The following is a 299-nucleotide window of genomic DNA, read 5'->3' as shown; positions in this document are numbered from 1 at the left end:
CGGCGAAGGCCCTGCAAAACCTCATATTCGAGTACGGAAACGTCACCACCAAAAGGTGTACAACCTTCACATCTGACGCCAGGTTGATTTCTGCCTGGCCGAAATCAACCTGGATGACCCCGGGAGACCATTCCAACTCCATGAACCCATCTCCTGGGGCTTTATGGTCCTGCCTCCACTGCTTGACGTAGCGCTGTACCGGCGAATACGAGCCGGTATATCCATGTTCGGCGGCAAGCCGGTCACAGATGCGCTGCGCAGTGTGGCGTTGCTTGCGCGGCATGCGCTGATCTTGCTCA

At 56.9% G+C, this 299-nt stretch carries 1 pseudogene; it reads right to left on the bottom strand.

Annotation, left to right across the window (positions count from 1 at the left end):
- A pseudogene (locus HMPREF2656_RS13215) lies at positions 1–299 on the bottom strand (IS21 family transposase); the annotation flags it as partial.

The sequence above is a fragment of the Corynebacterium sp. HMSC034B08 genome, from assembly GCF_001835805.1.
GTDB classification, from domain to species: Bacteria; Actinomycetota; Actinomycetes; order Mycobacteriales; family Mycobacteriaceae; genus Corynebacterium; species Corynebacterium coyleae.
The sequence above is the reverse complement of the archived record's forward strand: the minus strand, read 5'-3'. Positions and strand labels throughout refer to the sequence as shown.